This window comes from Nocardia cyriacigeorgica GUH-2 (assembly GCF_000284035.1).
In the GTDB taxonomy this organism is placed as follows: Bacteria; Actinomycetota; Actinomycetes; order Mycobacteriales; family Mycobacteriaceae; genus Nocardia; species Nocardia cyriacigeorgica_B.
In genome coordinates, this window is record NC_016887.1 from 4237331 (window position 1) to 4253003 (window position 15673).

Consider the following 15673-nt stretch of genomic DNA (forward strand, 5'->3'; position numbering starts at 1 on the left):
ATGGCGGTGCCATGTGGCCACCACTGGAACAGCGAGTGACGAAACTCAGGCCTCGGCCGGGGTCTCGGTCTGGGCGGCCTCGGCAGCGGGGGCCTCGGCGGCGGGGGCGGCCTGCGCCAGCAGCTCCTGCTCCCACTCGGCCAGCGGCTCGCCTGCGCCCGCCTCGGGCTTGTCGTCACCGGTGGCGCGGCCGGCGCGGGCCTGCACACCTTCGGCGACGGCGGAGGCGACGACCTTGGTCAGCAGCGCGGCCGAACGGATCGCGTCGTCGTTGCCCGGGATCGGGTAGTCGACCAGGTCGGGATCGCAGTTGGTGTCCAGGATCGCGATGACCGGGATGTTCAGCTTGCGGGCCTCGCCGACGGCGATGTGCTCCTTGTTGGTGTCGACGACCCAGATGGCCGAAGGCACCTTCTGCATGTCGCGGATACCGCCGAGGGTGCGGTCGAGCTTGTTCATCTCACGCGTGAGCATGAGGATTTCCTTCTTGGTGCGACCCTCGAAGCCACCGGTCTGCTCCATGGCCTCGAGCTCCTTGAGGCGCTGCAGGCGCTTGTGCACGGTGGAGAAGTTGGTCAGCATGCCGCCCAGCCAGCGCTGGTTGACATACGGCATCCCGACGCGGGTGGCCTCGGCCGCGATCGACTCCTGGGCCTGCTTCTTGGTGCCGACGAAGAGCACGGTGCCGCCGTGGGCAACAGTCTCCTTGACGAACTCGTAGGCCTTGTCGATGTAGGTCAGCGTCTGCTGCAGGTCGATGATGTAGATGCCGTTGCGGTCGGTGAAGATGAACCGCTTCATCTTCGGGTTCCAGCGGCGGGTCTGGTGCCCGAAGTGTGCGCCGCTGTCGAGCAGCTGCTTCATGGTTACGACAGCCATGGCTCTCGTATCTCTCTTTCGTTGCCGGTTGACGCAGCAAGCCGGCGGCCTGCTGCCCTGGCGCCCCGAACCGCCGGACCCGATCTCGTGATCGGGACCAGCCGACGATTCCCCGTCCATTGCTGCGCTGGCGCGACCGGGCACACTTCTCGGGGAAGTGCGGCCGGATCGATCAGCGCCAGTCGAACGAGTACGGTGGCGCGCGAAGTCGGTCCATGGGAAACACAGACCGCGCGAACAGTCTACGGCGTCGATCACCACCATTGAAATCGCCCTGGTGAATGGGTGTTTATCCACAACCGCCGAGGTTGTCCACAGGTGCCGGATCGGGGATGTTCCGCCGACGATATCCGGGCCACTGTTGACCCATGACACCTCCTTGCGATCCCTCCCGTGCACTCGTCACTGCCGGCTGCTGTGCTGCGCGCGGCGATGTGGCGATCACGTCTGACACCGTGGCTGTTCATGCGACCAGCGGTACCGGAATCACGCCTCACGTCGCGGCCGTTCATGCGACCGGCGGTGCCGAAACCACGCCTCACGCCGCGGCCGTTCACGCGACCGGCGGTGCCGTAACCACGCGCGACACCCTGGCCGTTCATGCGCCCGGCGATGCCGGAACCACGCGAGACACCACGCGCGACGACACCCTGGCCGTTCACGCGCCGGATGCCGGAACCACGCCTGCGGCCGTTCAGCCACGCTCTGTGGGGCGCCCGCCGGTAGCCGGCAGGATCCATGCGCCGGATCCCCGGTTTCGAGGCTCGTGGTGGCGGAGGTACGGCGGCACACGCGTACTCCGGCGGCTGGTGTCGGGGTTGCTGCCGTTGGGGCTGTTGGTGGGACTTTTCGTGGCTACGGTTCCCGACCGTGAGGTGGCCGCCGCGCCGGCCCAGGGCCGACAACCGAGCGAGTGTGCTGCGCTCAGCAGCGGATCGGCCTGTGTGCTGGGGCCGTTACTGCGCGGATTGGTGCGCACCGCGCCATTGCCACGCACGCCCTCCGAATCGCGATGAGTGCCGATGGAACGTGTAGCCGGGCGACTCGGTTCATTGCTGCTGACCGGGTTTCTGCTCGCGGCGGGTGGGGCGGCGGCCGAGGCGGCGCCATCCGCGCGATTCGATTGGCCGTTGCGGCCGCGGCCCGCGGTGGAGCGGCGGTTCGAGAAGCCGCCGCAGAACTGGCTGCCCGGGCATCGCGGGGTGGATCTCGCGGGTTCGCCCGGGCAGCCCGTGCTCTCGGCGGGCGACGGGATCGTGGTCTTCGCGGGCTCGGTCGCCGGCAAACCAGTGGTCTCGGTCGACCACGCGGGCGGGCTGCGCACCACCTACGAGCCGGTGACGGCGGAAGTCCCGGTCGGTCGCCGGGTCTCGCGGGGCAGTCGGATCGGGGTGCTGGAGGCCGGGCACGAAGGCTGCGCGGCCGCGGCCTGTCTGCATTGGGGTCTGCGTCGCGAGTCGAACGGCCGCGGTGGACGCGAATACCTGGATCCGCTGGGGCTGTTGCAACTGGGGCCGCTGCGGTTGAAGCCGTCGGGTGCTGCTTCCCCGAAGCAGGCCCACCGGCGATGATCGACGCATGCAGAACCCGGAGGATCCGCCGTTCACCTACGCCGAGGTCGGCGCCACGAAAGGCCCGCTCCCCGACGGCTATCACCAGTTCACGGTGCGCCGCCACATCGGCCACGGCCGAGCGCTGTTCGATGTGGCCGCCGACGCCGTCAACGCCTACCGCATGCAGCGCGGCACCGGCATCTTCCACTCCGCGAGCACACCGACCGCCGAACCGGGCACCCTGCTCACGGTGCGCCTCGGCCTCGGCACGCTGGCGATCACCGCCCCATGCCGAGTGGTGTACGTCCTCGACGAGCCGAACCGCCGCGGCTTCGCCTACGGCACCCTTCCCGGCCATCCCGAGTCCGGAGAGGAACTGTTCGCGGTCGAATACGACCCCTCCGACGACAGCGTCCACGGCCTCGTCACCGCCTTCTCCCGCGGCGCCACCTGGTACACCCGCCTCGGCGGCCCGGCGACCCGGCTCATCCAGCGCATCGTCGCAGGTAGATACATCGCTGCCCTGCCGCATTCGGGGTGACGGCGGCCGGGTTGTCGGGCTCGAGGTTGCGGGCAGCCTGGTCAGGGAGCCGATACGGAGGCGGCTAGTCCGGCGGTGCAGTGCCATGCCGGCGAGCTCTAATGCGTTGCCATGCCGGCAGGCCACGCGATTCGGTGCCGTCCTCGCCGTCCGGGCGGGCGAACGCGTGAGCTCGGATACGGTGCGATTCGTGGCTCGCCGTCCGGAGCCGGGGCGGTCGAATGCGGGAGGCTCGGGCGCGATGCCGTGATTCACCGTCCGAGCCGGGCCCGTCGGATTCGTGACCACGGGCGCGGTGCGATGCTGCCACTCGCCACCACAGTCGAAGGCCGCCGGACGAGCGAACTCAGGCGCGGTGCCATGGCATGACTCATCATCCGAGCGTGGGCCGTCGAATGCTCGAGCTCGGGCGCCGTGCGGTGCGGTGACTCGCCATCTGGAGCAGGGTCGTCGAACGCACGAGCTGGGGCGGAGCGCGATGCCGTGACCCGCCGTCCGAGCGCAAGCCGTCGAAAGCATGAGCTCAGGCGCTGCGCCAAGCCGTGACTTGTCATTCGGGGTCGGGGCGGGGCCGAGCCGGATGCGGTGCGGTCGTGGGCGGCGAGGGCACGGGTGTTGCTCGTCAGCGAAGCGGGTGTGTTGCCGCGATGATTACCGCGACCAGGGCGGTGAGGGCTGTCGAGGCCATGGTCAGGCGGATGGCGAGGGTGGCGTGGCGGTTTCGGCCGTGGCGCAGGTCGTGGCTGCGCAAGGTGCCGACGACGGCGAGCACGGCCATGGTGAGGGCGGCGGCTAGGGGTGCGATCGAGGTGGGGCGCCAGCCGTCGGCGACGGCGGTGTTGAGCAGCAGCATGGACACCGCGGTGGCGCCCAGCGCACTGCGGCGCCAGGCCAATGCGGTGCGCTCGGCGGCCAGGGCGGGAGGCGTCATCGCAGGATCACCGCGACGGCTGCGAGGATCGCGACGACTGTGATCCCGGCCGAGAGGATCGGGACCAGCACGGTGCCGGGCAGTGGGCGCCCCTTGCGCATCGCGTCACCGACGCGGCGCCAATGGCCGTAGGCACCGACGGCGAGCACGAGCGCCAGAGCCAGGCAGCTCAGCACGATCGCGCGCCGGAACCCGGCCAGATGGAACGGTTGCACCAGGGTGTGCACGGCGACACCGCCCGCGAGCAATCCGAGCGAGGTTCGCATCCAGGCCAGAAAGGTGCGTTCGTTGGCGAGGGTGAAGCGGTAGTCGATCTCGTCCTCGCCATCGTCGGATTCGGCATCGGGAGTGGGCAGGGTCATGGCGCCCCCGCTCGCCCGAGCCGTTCGCCGCCGCCGCGTGCCCGGCCGAGGCCGTGCCGACTGTCCGAATTGCCGGTGTGCAGATCCTCAGCCCGCACAGGACTCTCTGGCCGCCGCCGGGCCATAAACCGCGCTGATCGGCACCATCGAGACCGGTATCGACGGGTGCGGGGTGGACTTTCGCTCTCTGTCGAATAGGTCGGGAAAGGCCGCTGGGCCAGGCCGTCCATGGGCTGTCGAATCCGGCTCGGACTCAACGATCCTGACGGCTCGGCACGGTCGCCGTGACCGCTGGGCCTCCGGCCGGGTAGTCGGGAACCTACGGACACCTGAGTCGCCTCCTGCACCGGGGATGGGCCTGTCCCTCTCATGCGCGCGGGTGGGCTTGGTCGTGCACCTTCTTCAGCCGCTCCACCGAGACGTGGGTGTAGAGCTGAGTGGTGGCCATGCTGGCATGACCCAGCAACTCTTGGACCACCCGCAGGTCGGCGCCGCCTTCGAGCAGGTGGGTGGCGGCGGTGTGGCGCAGGCCGTGCGGACCCACGTCCGGTGCGCCGGGAATGGCCGAAATCACCTCGTGCACCGCGGTTCTGGCCTGGCGGGGATCGAGGCGGCGGCCGCGACGGCCCAGCAGCAACGCGCGACCGGATTCAGCGGTGGCAAAGTCGGGGCGGCCGAAGCGCAGCCAATTGCCGATCGCTTCGTCGGCCGGGGTGCCGAACGGGGCCGACCGTTCTTTGTTGCCTTTACCCAGGACTCGCACCAGCCGGCGTTCCCGGTCCACATCATCGATGTCGAGTCCGCACAGCTCACTGACCCGGATTCCGGTCGAATACAGCAGCTCGACAATGAGCCGGTCCCGCAACGCTATCGGATCACGCTGCACCGCACCGGATTCCGCGGCATCCATCACCGCCGCAGCCTGCTGTTTACCCAGGACGGCGGGCAATACCCGATGCGCCTTCGGCGAGCCCAGCCGCAATCCCGGGTCGACGCTCAACCGCCCGGTCCTGGTGAGCCAGGCGGTGAAGGTACGCGCCGACGACGACCTGCGCGCCATCGTCGTCCTGGCAGCACCCGCGGCGGATTGCGCTGCGAGCCAGGAGCGCAACAAGGCCAGATCCATTTCCCGCACCGAGGAATCCGCCGACCGCTGGACCAGATGCGACAGCAGCGACCGCGCGTCCGCGACGTAGGCCCGCACGGTATGGGGTGAGCGATTGCTTCCCAGCCGCAGCGTCCGCCCGTACTCGGCCAGCAATGCCTCCAGGTCCTCGGGCAGCACATCCATTCATCCACCGTCACCCGCCACACCAGAGGTTGGCAAGTCGGCGCGCCGATTCCCCGCTCACAACCCGTTTTGCCTGATCCGAGCGTTGACCTACCGCGGATCCGATGTCCGTCCTGCGAAGATTGCCCGGTTCGATCAGTCGATTCACCGATGCTCACAGAAAGGGACCACCCGTGCGTCATATCGCAACTGTGTGTGCTGTCGCAGGAACACTGATCCTCACCGCAGCAGGACCCGCCTCCGGGGCCGACGGATTCCTCGTCATCAACGGCACCGAGCACGAGAATCCCAGCGGTTGTTACGAGGTCCACCCACGGCCCGCCCGGTTCTATATCGAGAATGCCACCGGCGGCCTCGCCGTCATCTATTCGCAGCCCGGCTGCACAGGTGGAATAACCGACGAAGTGGAACCCGGCACAGAGACACAGGTCTACGGCGCCTCCGTCCGTATCGACTGAGGCAGGGGCCGCATACCCCGTCGCATAGCTCACGACGGTGTTCCGGGTCGTGCAGGCCCGGAACACCGCGTGGACCAAGGACAGGCCGATTCAGCTCGGCTACCACCTCACGATCCGGAATCGATGCGCACCCAGTCCAACTCCCCTACCGATACCGGCCAATGCGAACGCAGCTCATCCGGCACCTCCCGACCCGCCCAAGCGCACCCGAAATCACCTGCTCCCGGAGACCGACCCCAGCGAACTCGAGCTCACTGGCGCGCCACGATCCCGTATCGAAGCGCCTCTGGAACCACTCTCTGCCAGAAGCTGACCGCAACAGCCAACGCGAGCTCAGCCGGCAGCTCATGGCGCGGGATCGAAGCGCACCCGGAACCAGCCCTCTGCGCCGAGCCCGACCAGTCCGGAGAGCTCCAGCTCGGCCAGTACCGCCCGCACTGTAGCCACCGGCAGCGCGGTTCGCGTGGCCAACTCGTGTGGGACGCGTGAGCCGACAGCTGGTAGCGCCGCGTATACCAATTGCTGGTCGCCGGCGAGTTCGTCACCCGGATCAGCGGCTCTTTCAGTGGGCAGCGACAGCCGCAGTGGTCCGGCCTCATCGATCACCTCCTCGGCCCCGGTGACCAGTAGTGCCTCACCCTCACGAATCATCCGGTGACATCCGACCGAGGACGCCGACGTGATCGGCCCGGGCACGGCGAGTGCTGGACGCCCCAGGCGGCGAGCCCATTTCACGGTGTTGCGCGCCCCGCTGCGCAGCCCGGCCTCGACCACCAGCACGCCGTCGGACAGCGAGGCGACCAGCCGATTGCGCGCCAGGAAATGATGTTTGCGTGCCGCGGTGCCGGGCGGATATTCGCTGACCACCAGTCCGGTTTCGGCGATCTGCGCGATCAGCCGATCGTGCTGGGCCGGATACGGCCGGTCCACACCGCAGGCCAGGACCGCGATCGTCGGGCCGCCGACCGCGAGGGCGGCACGATGGGCCATGGCGTCGATGCCGAAGGCGGCGCCGGAGACGATGGTCCAGCCCTTGGCCGCGAGCGCGCCGGCGATCTCTCCCGTCGCGCGATCGCCGTACCCGGTACTGCATCGCGCGCCCACTACGGCCAGCGCTCGTTCGCTCGCGCCGAGCAGCGACATCGGCCCGCGCACCCACAGCACCAACGGCACTGCCCCGTCGGCATCGCGCCCGGGTTCGAGTTGGCGCAACCCCAGCAAGCGCCACGCCGGCCACTCCGGATCTTCCGGCGTCACCACCCGCCCGCCCAATCTCCGGACGCGCTCGACGTCCTCGGCTGCCAGGTCGACCGCACGCCGAGTAGCCGTCGCCGCCCGCAACACCTGCGGCAACCGGCATTCCCGCACCGCCCGCGCAGCTTCCAGCACCCCCACCGAGTCGATCAACGCCGTCAACGGCGCACAAGGCCCCAGCACCACCCGAGACAGATACACCCACGCCAGCAACCGCTGCTCGCGCTCGTCACGCCCCTCCGGGCCGAGCGCCGAACAACGCGAGGCAACCGCATCCAAGGCCTCCTCACGACTGCCCGGACCAAGCACCCCAGAGCACGATGTGTCCGCACCAGCAGCCTCGTCGCGAGCCTTCACACCCGCCACCGAACAGGGCAGGTCCGTATCAGCGGACCGGTCGTCAGGCACCTCGAGACCTGCCGCCGTCATTGCGCGCCTCGTTGACGGAAGTTCAACGCCTGCATGACGTCCTGCGCGCTCGGTATGTCCCCGCCGCGCAGGTCGCAGATCGTCCACGCCACTCTGATGGCCCGGTCGGCTCCGCGGGCCGACAGCCTGCCCATCCGCAGGCCGGCTTCGACCGGGTCCGTGACCTCTGGCGGCAGGCGAAATCGTTGCCGGAGTACATGTCCGGGGACCTCGGCGTTGGTGAGCCAGCCGAATTCGCGCCAGCGGTGGGCGGCGGCGCGGCGGGCTACGGTTACTCGCTCGCGGACGACGGCGCTGCTCTCGGATTCCTCGGCGCCGAAGGTGCCGCCCGCCATCGCGTACATCTGCACCCAGATATCGATGCGATCCATCAAGGGGCCGGAGAGTTTACCCAGGTAGCGGCGTCGGGCGAGCGGCGCGCAGATGCAATCCACATCGCGGGCCGGCGCACACGGGCAGGGGTTGGCGGCCAGCATCAGCTGGAAGCGGGCCGGGTACCGGGCTACTCCGTCGCGCCGGGCGATGCGGACCTCGCCTTCCTCCAACGGTGTTCGCATGGCTTCGAGGACTTTCGTGCCGATCTCGGCGCATTCGTCCAGGAACAGCACACCGCGATGAGCCCGGCTGACGGCACCGGGTCGGGCCGATCCGGAACCGCCGCCCACCATTGCTGTCGCCGAGGTGGAGTGGTGCGGTGCGACGAACGGCGGCATGGTGATCAGCGGATGGTCGCCGGAGAGTGTGCCTGCGACGGAATGGATCGCGGTCACCTCGAGTGCCTCGGCTTCCGACAGCGGTGGCAACAATCCGGGCAGCCGCTGGGCCAGCATGGTCTTGCCGATTCCCGGTGGTCCGGTCAACAGGATGTGGTGCCCGCCCGCCGCAGCGACCTCGAGTGCCCAGCGCGCTTCGTGCTGGCCGACGACCTCGCTGAGATCTCCGATGACGCGCGGCTGGTCGGGCAGGTTGCGATCGGGTTCGATCAGGTCGGCTTCGCCGCGCAACCACGCCAACATGCTGCGTAGTGTCGCCGCGCCGAGCACCTCGATGCCGTCGACCAGCCCGGCCTCCGGTAGGGCGGATTCCGGGACGACGACCGTCGCCCATCCGGCCTTCCTGGCGGCGAGCACGGCGGGCAGGATGCCGCGCACCCGCCGGACCCGCCCGTCCAGGGCCAACTCGCCCAGCAGCACCGTGTGGGCGAGCTTCTTGGATGGGATGGCATCGGCGGCATCCATGACCGCCGCGGCCAGCGCGACGTCGTAGACGGAACCGACTTTCGGCAGGGTCGCGGGCGAGAGCGCGAGGATCACCCGTCCGTCGGGCCATTTCTCGCCGGAGTTGGCGACCGCCGCGCGCACCCGGTCGCGGGATTCCTGCAGCGAGGTATCGGGTAGCCCGACCAGGTGCACCGATGGCAGGCCCTGACCGATATCGGCCTCGATCTCGACCATCTGCCCGTCGACGCCGCTGACCGCGACCGAACAGGCCCGCCCCAAGGCCATCAGAACACCGCTTTCAGGTGTTCGATCACTGGTTCGCGCTCGCGGGCCACCAGTACCGAGACCACGTCGAAGCGGATGCGTTGCCAGGGCCCGTCCTGTTCGGACAGCCACAGCAGCGCCAGCCTGCGGATGCGCTGGCGTTTGGTGAAGGTCACCGCCTCCGCCGGTGTGCCGAAGCCGAGGCCCGTTCTGGTTTTCACCTCGATGAAGGCGGTGATATCGCCTTCGCGTGCGATCAGGTCCAGTTCGCCGTACCGGCAACGCCAGTTCCGGCAGACGATGTCCATGCCCGCGGCTTCCAGATACCGTGCCGCCAGGTCTTCCCCGTGTGCGCCGAGCGCCAAGTTGTGTGCCACCGGATCAGCATGGGCCGCCGGCGGTCCCACCTGATTCGGCTGACCTGGGAAAACAGAAAACCTGGGGATAACCCCGGCTGTGGATAACTAGGGGCTGGCGCCCGCGGGCGTGCTACTCCGGCAGCCGCAGATCCGGCTTCTCCAGCTCCTCGATATTGACGTCCTTGAAGGTGATCACCCGCACATGCTTGACGAAGCGGGCGGGCCGGTACATGTCCCAGACCCAGGCGTCGCTCATCCGGACCTCGAAATACACCTCGCCGTCGGCGTTCTGCGGGCGCAATTCCACGGAATTGGCCAGGTAGAAGCGGCGCTCCGTCTCCACCACGTACGAGAACTGCCCGACGATGTCCTTGTACTCGCGGTACAGGGACAGCTCCATCTCGGTTTCGTACTTCTCGAGGTCCTCGGCGCTCATCGGGTGGGACGTCCTCCTTCTCGCGACACTGCGTGTCCTGACATCATCGCGTATGTAACGCTTCGGTAGCCAGTCGGTCGGACGTGACCTGATCCACGATGACCGATCCGGAGGACACCACGACCTCGTGCCGCACCGGCCTTCCGGCCGCCCCCGCGGGCTCGTGCTCACGCACATTGCGCCACGAACGCCGGTGTTCGACACACGGTCCGAGCTGCCGCAACGCCGCATTGTGCTCGGGCGTGTTGTAGCCCTTGTGCGCCGCGAAACCGTAGCCGGGCAGCCGTTGATCCAGCTCGACCATCATCCGGTCGCGGGTGACCTTGGCGAGCACACTCGCCGCCGCGATGCAGGCCGCGGTGGCATCGCCACCCACCACAGGCAGCGACGGCACCGGGATGCCCGGCACCCGGAACCCATCGGTGAGCACGTAGCCGGGCGTACGCCCCAGCCCGGCGACCGCGCGGCGCATGCCTTCGAGATTGGCGACGTGGATGCCGATGGCGTCGATCTCCCAGGCCGGGATCACCACCACGTGCCAGGCCAGCGCCAGCCGGGTGATCACCGGATACAGCTCTTCGCGGACCGCCTCGGTGAGCTTCTTCGAATCATCGAGTCCGGCCAGCGCGTCATGGCCTTTGGGCGAGAGCACGCACGCCGCGACCACCAGTGGGCCCGCGCTGGGCCCGCGGCCGGCCTCGTCGACGCCGGCGACGGGTCCGAGGCCGCTGCGATTCAAGGCTGCTTCGAGCGTGCGCAGCCCGCCGGCCTTGCGCATGACGACACGCGGCGGCCAGCTCACGCGCTCCACACTCGGCAGGCGACGCTGAGATCGAGCCACCGGCGTCACCGCCGGCCAGTCGTGCAGGTCGATCCGGTCCACACAGCCCACAGACCGATTATCGCGCGAACAGCCATCAGTTGGTCTGTGGGTCCTGCGCTCGGACCGGCCCGATGCGCCCGGGCGGCCAGATCTTGAACACCGCCTTGCCGCGCACGTTGTCCACCGGGACCGTGCCCTGGAGTTCGTCGCCGACGTGGGCGCGCGAGTCGGCGGATTCGTTGCGGTTGTCGCCCATCACCCACAGGTGCCCCTCGGGGACGGTGACCGGGCCGAATACGCGTCCGACCGGGTAGGAGGCGTTCTTCTCACCGGGCACCCAGGGGAAGTCGTCCTCGACGTAGGGCTCGTCGAGCGGTTTGCCGTCGACCATCACCCGGCCCTGCGCGTCGCAGCATTCCACGGTCTGCCCGCCGACCGCGATCACTCGCTTGACGAGGTCGTTCTCGTCGGGCGGGACGAGTCCGAAGAAGGAGAAGAAGTTCTGTACTCCGCGCACCACCGGGTTGTCCGAGCGGATGGAGCGGTAGTGGGTGTTCCAGGAGTCGGGGCCGACGAACACGACGACGTCGCCGGGCTGCGGCTCGCCCCAGTAGTAGCTGAGCTTCTGCACGTAGATGCGGTCGCCGGTGCAGCCGGCGCAGCCGTGCAGGGTGGGTTCCATCGACTGTGACGGGATGACGTAGGGCCGCCCGACGAAGGTCACCATGAGCGCGGCGATGACCGCCGCGATGACCAGCAGGATCGGCAGCTCCTGCCAGAAGGGCCGCTGCTTCTTGTCCTTGCGCCCGCCTCGGCCGCGCCGTGCGCGACGCCCCTGCGGTTGCCCGTCGTCTGCACCGGGCACGGTCACCGGCCCACTCTCGTCTGCCACGCCGAACAGATTAGCCCGGCACCGCGAGAATGCGTGCGGTGCCGGGCTATCCGGGTATTTCTGTGCGCTACGTCCGCTCCGGAACGGACCGGGGTAGCGGCGCAGAGCAGCAGCTCAGCGCTTTTCCTTGATCTTGGCGGCCTTGCCACGCAGGTCGCGCAGGTAGTACAGCTTGGCGCGGCGGACATCACCACGGGTCACCACGTCGATGTGGTCGATGTTGGGGCTGTGCACCGGGAAGGTGCGCTCCACGCCGACACCGAACGACACCTTGCGGACGGTGAAGGTCTCGCGGATACCGCCACCCTGGCGCCGGATGACGACGCCCTTGAAGACCTGGATGCGCTCCTTCGAGCCTTCGATGACCTTCACGTGCACATTGAGGGTGTCACCGGGCCGGAACTCGGGGACATCGCTGCGCAGCGACTTCTCGTCGACGAAGTCAAGGGTGTTCATGTTCATCCTTCTGGAGTTCGCGCGAACAGAGGAACCTGGCGGCACGTGCTCTACCGGTTCATGCTCCGAATAAGGGGTGCGCCGGGGCCGATATCGCCCAGGGCAACCTGTGCATTGTGCCAGATGGGCGGGGCCGGCCGGAAATCGGCCGGTGCGCCTCGGCTGCCCTACACCCTACCGGCCCCGTCAGTGCGGCGTGTCGCGCTCGTGCGACCACAGCGCGTGGTGGCGGTGCGGCGCCGGAGGGGCGGGCACGACGGTGCGCTGCAGTTCGGCCTCGGCGGCCGAGCGCACGTGTTCGACGTCGGGTTTGCCCGCCACCAGGTCTTGGACGAAGATCTTGGCGCGAATCACCGGACGCCGGTAGCGCCGTTCCCGCACGATGGCGCGGTACATCAGCCTGCGCCGGTCGCCGTAGCGCCAGCGGGCCCAGGGCGCTCCCGGCCGGCTCAGCCGCAGCGCCCCGACGACCAGCAGCGGCAGGAAGAACATGCCGAACAGCCCGGTCCAGATCTTGCCCTTGGCGATCACGATCGCCGCCAGGATGAGGTTCACCACCGCGAACACCACCACCAGGACCCGCGCGGCGATGCTGGGATCGTGGCGGAAATCGTTGATGTCGAGCAGCCACAGCGGGTGGAAGCCGAGCAGCAGCAATCCGGTGACGGCCAGCGCCACGAACACCGCGTCGACCGAGGTGCGCCCCTGTTCCTCCCAGTACACATCGCGAAGGTAGTAGATCAACGCGAACTCGTCGAGCACCAGCGCCGCGCCCACCCCGAACAGGGCTGCCAGCAGGGCGCCGGTGGCGCTGCTGCCGTCGTCGAAGGTGCTGATCATCCCGAGGCCCGAGGTGAGCACCAGGATCACCCCGAACACCATGTGATGGATGTGGGTGTCACCGGCGCGTAGGTTGCCCGGCCACCAGCGCACCTGGGCCCGGATCAGCCGCACGCTGACCCGGATCACCAGGAAGCCGAGGATGAACCCGAGCAGGAAGCACAGCAGCGGGAGCCGGCCCTGCGCGATCACATCGTCGTCGAGCCATCGCCGCATGCCTGCCCCCGCTCCCGACTGTGGTGACTACTTCCCGAAACCGGCCCGGCGCAGCGCGTCGGCCATGGCCCCGTTCGCCGGGGCGGCCTCGCGACGCTGATTGCGGCCCTGGCCTTGGCCCTGCCGCCCCTGACCCTGCCCTTGACGCCCCTGACCCCGGTTCTGCCCCTGACGGTTGCCGCCCTGACCCCGTCCCGGCCCGGCCTGTCCGTCGGCGCCGCGACCGCGCTCCCCCGGCCCGCGACCGCGTTCGGGCTTACCGGCGCCGGGTTCGTCGTCCAGGCGCAGCGACAGGCCGATGCGCTGACGGGCGACGTCGACCTCGAGCACCTTCACCTTGACCACGTCCCCCGATTTCACGACCTCGCGCGGATCCTTCACGAAATTGTGCGACATGGCCGAGACGTGCACCAGCCCGTCCTGATGCACGCCGACGTCGACGAACGCGCCGAAGGCCGCGACATTGGTGACCACGCCCTCGAGCACCATGCCGGGTTCTAGATCAGCGACCTTCTCCACACCCGCGGCGAATTCGGCGGTCTTGAACTCCGGACGCGGGTCGCGGCCCGGCTTCTCCAGCTCGCTGATGATGTCGGTGACGGTGGGGACACCGAAGCGCTCATCCGTGAACTCCGCCGGGCTCAGCGCCCGCAGCGCGCTGGTGTTGCCGATGATCTCGGTGATCGGGCGGCCGGTGCTGTTGAGGATCCGCCGCACCACCGGGTACGCCTCGGGGTGCACCGCGGAGTTGTCGAGTGGGTCGTCGCCGCCGCGGATGCGCAGGAAGCCCGCGCACTGTTCGAAGGCCTTGGGGCCCAGTCGCGCCACGTCCAGCAGTGCGCTGCGGCTGCGGAACGGGCCGTGCTGATCGCGGTGCGCGACAATGCTTTCGGCCAGCGATCCGGCGATGCCGGAGACCCGCGACAGCAGCGGCACCGAGGCGGTGTTGACGTCCACACCGACCGCGTTCACCGCGTCCTCGACCACGGCGCCGAGCGAGCGGGCCAGCAGCGTCTCGGAGACGTCGTGCTGGTACTGGCCCACCCCGATGGACTTCGGGTCGATCTTCACCAGCTCGGCCAGCGGGTCCTGCAACCGGCGCGCGATGGACACCGCGCCGCGCAGCGACACGTCCAGATCGGGCAGTTCCTGGGAGGCATAGGCCGAGGCCGAATACACCGAGGCGCCGGCCTCGGAGACCACGATCTTGGTGGGCTTGTTCTCCGGGATGCGGGCGATGAGTTCGGCGGCGAGGGCGTCGGTTTCGCGCGAGGCGGTGCCGTTGCCGATGGCGATCAGTTCCACCCCGAACCGCGCGACCAACGCGGCCAGCACGGCCAGCGATTTCTCGGTCTGGCCCTGCGGTTTGTGCGGGTAGATGACCTCGGTGGCGACCACCTTGCCGGTGCCGTCGACCACGGCCACCTTGACGCCGGTGCGATAACCCGGGTCCAGGCCCATGGTGGTGCGGGTGCCCGCGGGCGCGGCCAGCAGCAGATCGCGCAGGTTGGCGGCGAAGACCTCGACGGCGTCCTTCTCGGCCGCCTGCCGCAACCGCATCCGGGTGTCGATGCCGAGGCTCACCTGGAGCTTGGTGCGCCAGGCCCAGCGCACGGTGTCGAGCAGCCAGGTGTCGGCGGGGCGGCCCTGGTCGGCGATGCCGAAGCGGACCGCGATGCGGCCTTCGTAGATGGTGCGCTCGCCCGGCTGCGGTTCCTCGGCGTCGGCTTCCAGGTGCAGGGTGAGCACCTCTTCCTTCTCACCGCGCAGCAGCGCGAGGATGCGGTGCGAGGGCAGCTTGCCGAACGGCTCGCTGAATTCGAAATAGTCGGCGAACTTCGCGCCCGCCTCTTCCTTGCCGGCCCGCACGGTGGAGCGGATCTGGCCGCGCTGCCACATGAGTTCACGCAGCTCACCGACCAGGTCGGCGTCTTCGGCGAAGCGTTCGACCAGGATGGCGCGCGCACCGTCGAGCTGTTCGGCGGTGTACTGCGCCGGGTCGGTGGACGGGTCGCCGATCAGTGCGTCGGCGACGGGTTCGTGGCCGGCCTCACGGGCGATCTGGGCCTTGGTGCGCCGCTTGGGCTTGTAGGGCAGGTAGATGTCTTCCAGGCGGGCCTTGGTCTCGGCCAGCATGATCTGGCGGTGCAGTTCGTCGTCGAGTTTGCCCTGGGCGCGAATCGATTCCACGATCGCGGCCCGGCGCTCGTCGAGTTCGCGCAGGTAGTGCAGCCGTTCCTCGAGGGTGCGCAGCTGGGCGTCGTCCAGGCCGCCGGTGACCTCTTTGCGGTAGCGGGCGATGAACGGAACGGTGGAGCCGGCGTCGAGCAGTTCGACGGCGGCGCGGACCTGATTCTCGCGCACCGCCAGCTCGTCGGCGATGCGACGGCTGACGGTACCGGACACCACCGGGGCTGCCCCGGTGGTTGTGGTCTGGTCGGTGCGGGTCGTCTCGGGACTCGAGGTCTC

General features: G+C 69.0%; 16 protein-coding genes. 3 read left to right on the forward strand and 13 right to left on the reverse strand.

Annotation, left to right across the window (positions count from 1 at the left end; genetic code table 11):
* Positions 1 to 45: 45 nt before the first annotated feature.
* Positions 46 to 879 carry a 30S ribosomal protein S2 gene (gene rpsB / locus NOCYR_RS19205; RefSeq protein ID WP_014352066.1) on the reverse strand — a complete coding sequence of 278 codons (834 nt, stop codon included), beginning with the start codon at positions 877 to 879 and terminating at the stop codon, positions 46 to 48.
* Positions 880 to 1901: 1022 nt separating this feature from the next.
* Here rpsB and NOCYR_RS19210 point away from each other — a divergent pair.
* Complete coding sequence (locus NOCYR_RS19210) at positions 1902 to 2450, forward strand: M23 family metallopeptidase (protein ID WP_048833531.1); 549 nt, start codon at positions 1902 to 1904, stop codon at positions 2448 to 2450.
* A 7-nt stretch (positions 2451 to 2457) separates the two neighbouring features.
* Entirely contained in the window at positions 2458 to 2973 is a 516-nt protein-coding gene (locus NOCYR_RS19215) for a DUF1990 family protein (RefSeq protein WP_014352069.1), read from the forward strand.
* A 622-nt stretch (positions 2974 to 3595) separates the two neighbouring features.
* Here the strand turns inward: NOCYR_RS19215 and NOCYR_RS29355 are convergent.
* From NOCYR_RS29355 to NOCYR_RS19230, 3 genes are all read right to left on the reverse strand, one after another.
* Positions 3596 to 3904, reverse strand: a complete 309-nt coding sequence (locus NOCYR_RS29355) for a DUF202 domain-containing protein (RefSeq protein ID WP_014352070.1) — start codon at positions 3902 to 3904, stop codon at positions 3596 to 3598.
* Complete coding sequence (locus NOCYR_RS19225; RefSeq protein ID WP_014352071.1) at positions 3901 to 4266, reverse strand: YidH family protein; 366 nt, start codon at positions 4264 to 4266, stop codon at positions 3901 to 3903. The genes NOCYR_RS29355 and NOCYR_RS19225 overlap by 4 nt, the downstream gene beginning before the upstream one ends.
* Before the next feature lie 367 nt (positions 4267 to 4633).
* The gene (locus NOCYR_RS19230) at positions 4634 to 5557 is read right to left on the reverse strand and encodes a tyrosine recombinase XerC (protein WP_014352072.1); all 924 of its coding nucleotides are present in this window, start codon (positions 5555 to 5557) and stop codon (positions 4634 to 4636) included.
* A gap of 191 nt (positions 5558 to 5748) precedes the next feature.
* On the opposite strand from NOCYR_RS19230, the gene NOCYR_RS19235 reads away from it, so the two are divergent.
* The gene (locus NOCYR_RS19235; RefSeq protein ID WP_148280691.1) at positions 5749 to 6015 is read left to right on the forward strand and encodes a hypothetical protein; all 267 of its coding nucleotides are present in this window, start codon (positions 5749 to 5751) and stop codon (positions 6013 to 6015) included.
* A 345-nt stretch (positions 6016 to 6360) separates the two neighbouring features.
* On the opposite strand, the gene dprA is transcribed toward NOCYR_RS19235, so the two are convergent.
* The 9 genes from dprA to NOCYR_RS19280 all read right to left on the reverse strand — a co-directional run bounded on the left by dprA (position 6361) and on the right by NOCYR_RS19280 (position 15613).
* The gene (gene dprA, locus NOCYR_RS19240) at positions 6361 to 7479 is read right to left on the reverse strand and encodes a DNA-processing protein DprA (RefSeq protein ID WP_048834305.1); all 1119 of its coding nucleotides are present in this window, start codon (positions 7477 to 7479) and stop codon (positions 6361 to 6363) included.
* Between the two features lie 215 nt (positions 7480 to 7694).
* Positions 7695 to 9203, reverse strand: coding sequence for a YifB family Mg chelatase-like AAA ATPase (locus tag NOCYR_RS19245; RefSeq protein ID WP_014352075.1), 1509 nt, complete (start codon positions 9201 to 9203; stop codon positions 7695 to 7697).
* Entirely contained in the window at positions 9203 to 9559 is a 357-nt protein-coding gene (locus NOCYR_RS19250) for a YraN family protein (protein WP_014352076.1), read from the reverse strand. The genes NOCYR_RS19245 and NOCYR_RS19250 overlap by 1 nt, the downstream gene beginning before the upstream one ends.
* Positions 9560 to 9671: 112 nt before the next feature.
* Positions 9672 to 9977: a DUF2469 domain-containing protein gene (locus NOCYR_RS19255; RefSeq protein ID WP_011210678.1), complete on the reverse strand. Its 306-nt coding sequence runs from the start codon at positions 9975 to 9977 to the stop codon at positions 9672 to 9674.
* A 43-nt stretch (positions 9978 to 10020) separates the two neighbouring features.
* Positions 10021 to 10755, reverse strand: a complete 735-nt coding sequence (locus NOCYR_RS19260; RefSeq protein ID WP_048834306.1) for a ribonuclease HII — start codon at positions 10753 to 10755, stop codon at positions 10021 to 10023.
* 139 nt (positions 10756 to 10894) lie between these two features.
* On the reverse strand, positions 10895 to 11692 hold the full coding sequence (gene lepB, locus NOCYR_RS19265; protein WP_104359148.1) for a signal peptidase I: 798 nt from the start codon (positions 11690 to 11692) through the stop codon (positions 10895 to 10897).
* Positions 11693 to 11806: 114 nt separating this feature from the next.
* Positions 11807 to 12148: a 50S ribosomal protein L19 gene (rplS, locus tag NOCYR_RS19270; RefSeq protein WP_014352079.1), complete on the reverse strand. Its 342-nt coding sequence runs from the start codon at positions 12146 to 12148 to the stop codon at positions 11807 to 11809.
* A gap of 186 nt (positions 12149 to 12334) precedes the next feature.
* Positions 12335 to 13204: a hypothetical protein gene (locus NOCYR_RS19275; RefSeq protein ID WP_014352080.1), complete on the reverse strand. Its 870-nt coding sequence runs from the start codon at positions 13202 to 13204 to the stop codon at positions 12335 to 12337.
* 27 nt (positions 13205 to 13231) lie between these two features.
* A complete protein-coding gene (locus NOCYR_RS19280) occupies positions 13232 to 15613 on the reverse strand; it encodes a Tex family protein (RefSeq protein WP_014352081.1) in 2382 nt (793 codons plus the stop codon).
* Between the last annotated feature and the right edge of the window lie 60 nt (positions 15614 to 15673).

Excerpts from the sequence above, each read along its gene's own strand:
- NOCYR_RS19215 (WP_014352069.1), top strand. The coding sequence starts at position 2,458 with ATGCAGAACCCGGAGGATCCGCCGTTCACCTACGCCGAGGTCGGCGCC.
- NOCYR_RS19255 (WP_011210678.1), bottom strand. The coding sequence starts at position 9,977 with ATGAGCGCCGAGGACCTCGAGAAGTACGAAACCGAGATGGAGCTGTCC.
- NOCYR_RS19260 (WP_048834306.1), bottom strand. The coding sequence starts at position 10,755 with ATGCGCAAGGCCGGCGGGCTGCGCACGCTCGAAGCAGCCTTGAATCGC.
- NOCYR_RS19210 (WP_048833531.1), top strand. The coding sequence starts at position 1,902 with ATGGAACGTGTAGCCGGGCGACTCGGTTCATTGCTGCTGACCGGGTTT.
- NOCYR_RS19275 (WP_014352080.1), bottom strand. The coding sequence starts at position 13,204 with ATGCGGCGATGGCTCGACGACGATGTGATCGCGCAGGGCCGGCTCCCG.
- rplS (WP_014352079.1), bottom strand. The coding sequence starts at position 12,148 with ATGAACACCCTTGACTTCGTCGACGAGAAGTCGCTGCGCAGCGATGTC.
- NOCYR_RS19245 (WP_014352075.1), bottom strand. The coding sequence starts at position 9,203 with ATGGCCTTGGGGCGGGCCTGTTCGGTCGCGGTCAGCGGCGTCGACGGG.
- NOCYR_RS29355 (WP_014352070.1), bottom strand. The coding sequence starts at position 3,904 with ATGACGCCTCCCGCCCTGGCCGCCGAGCGCACCGCATTGGCCTGGCGC.
- rpsB (WP_014352066.1), bottom strand. The coding sequence starts at position 879 with ATGGCTGTCGTAACCATGAAGCAGCTGCTCGACAGCGGCGCACACTTC.
- NOCYR_RS19225 (WP_014352071.1), bottom strand. The coding sequence starts at position 4,266 with ATGACCCTGCCCACTCCCGATGCCGAATCCGACGATGGCGAGGACGAG.
- NOCYR_RS19230 (WP_014352072.1), bottom strand. The coding sequence starts at position 5,557 with ATGGATGTGCTGCCCGAGGACCTGGAGGCATTGCTGGCCGAGTACGGG.